The organism is Escherichia sp. E4385 (genome assembly GCF_963883145.1).
Classification (GTDB): domain Bacteria; phylum Pseudomonadota; class Gammaproteobacteria; order Enterobacterales; family Enterobacteriaceae; genus Escherichia.
In genome coordinates this window covers 1-1235 of record NZ_CAWOOJ010000003.1, presented here as the reverse complement: position 1 = coordinate 1235, position 1235 = coordinate 1, and the positions used below count along the sequence as shown (strand labels likewise).

Sequence of the window (1235 nt, the reverse complement as noted above, 5' to 3'; positions counted from 1 at the left end):
GCGTTATAAGTGGCGCATACACTGTATATCGGCATAAAAATAAAGTGGCTAAAGTGAATAAGATAAAAAAAGAACAGGCCGGGATGTAAGTGGGTAAATAAAAACGGATTGATGATTTTTACTCGTCAGCCTGTTTTTATACTGGTATAAGGCAGATATCTCAGAAAGGGAACGTAATAATTATTAGTCAGGGATAAGATAATATCTGCGATTTGTTTATGGAAAAATTCAAGTGTTCTCCGCCATGACCGGGTAAGATAATTCACAAACCCCCGGATTATGAAGCGAAATTTATCCCCGGTTACGAAGATAATGGTGGAGGTTTAATGACAAAAAACCCGCCCAGGAGGAAGACCGGGCGGGCAGGGGGTACACCGGCAGAAGCATTCTGCCGGCGGGGGGGCTCATTAACGCAGAAGCTGCAGAACGTTCTGTGGGATCTGATTAGCCTGTGCCAGCACAGAAGTACCTGCAGACTGCAGGATGTTCGCGCGGCTCATATTAGACACTTCAGACGCGAAGTCAGCGTCGAGAATACGAGAACGGGACTCGGTCAGGTTGTTAACGGTGTTGTTCAGGTTGCTGATAACAGAATCGAAACGGTTCTGTACCACACCGAGACCGGAACGCAGTTTGTCAACCTGAGACAGCGCAGCATCAATCGTTTTCAGCGGGTCGGCAGTGTTGATTGCGTTTACACCGGTATCGGTCACTGTTACAGTGGAATTACCACTAGCAGGATCGTGTTGTGGATCGAAGGTTGCTTTGGTTAAACCACCCTTACCGTCATCAAGATAGTAGTTACCTTGACCATCGTCTTTCAGGGTTTTACCAGCCGGTACGGTTACCGCAACATTCTTATACGCTTCATTACCAACGACAGATGTTGTCGTACCGGTAGGCGCAGTCACCGTTGTCTTACCATCGTAGTTTAAATGGCCCTTACCGTCATCCGTGATTGCATAGTACTTAGGGGTGCCGGTCGTATCTACTCCGTAAAGGTTTCCATTAGCATCTTTAACAATATCAGAGATGACGGCAGTACCACCATTGGTATCCGTAGCCGCAGCTGTAGTATAGGTGTAGCCTTCGTCAACGTCATACGTGGTAGCCGACGCCTTAAGAGTATTAACATCAAGTGTGGAAGCAATGTTGAAACTGGTCATACCGAGGGTGTCGGAATCCATTTTAGACAGTTGGATATCGATAGTTTCATTATCGTCAGCACCCACCTG

General features: G+C 46.7%; 1 protein-coding gene. It reads right to left on the bottom strand.

What is annotated here, in order from left to right; translation table 11 throughout:
- Positions 1-407: 407 nt before the first annotated feature.
- Positions 408-1235: flagellin (locus AACS80_RS05770; protein ID WP_276609453.1), on the bottom strand; the 828-nt coding region annotated here is incomplete at its 5' end.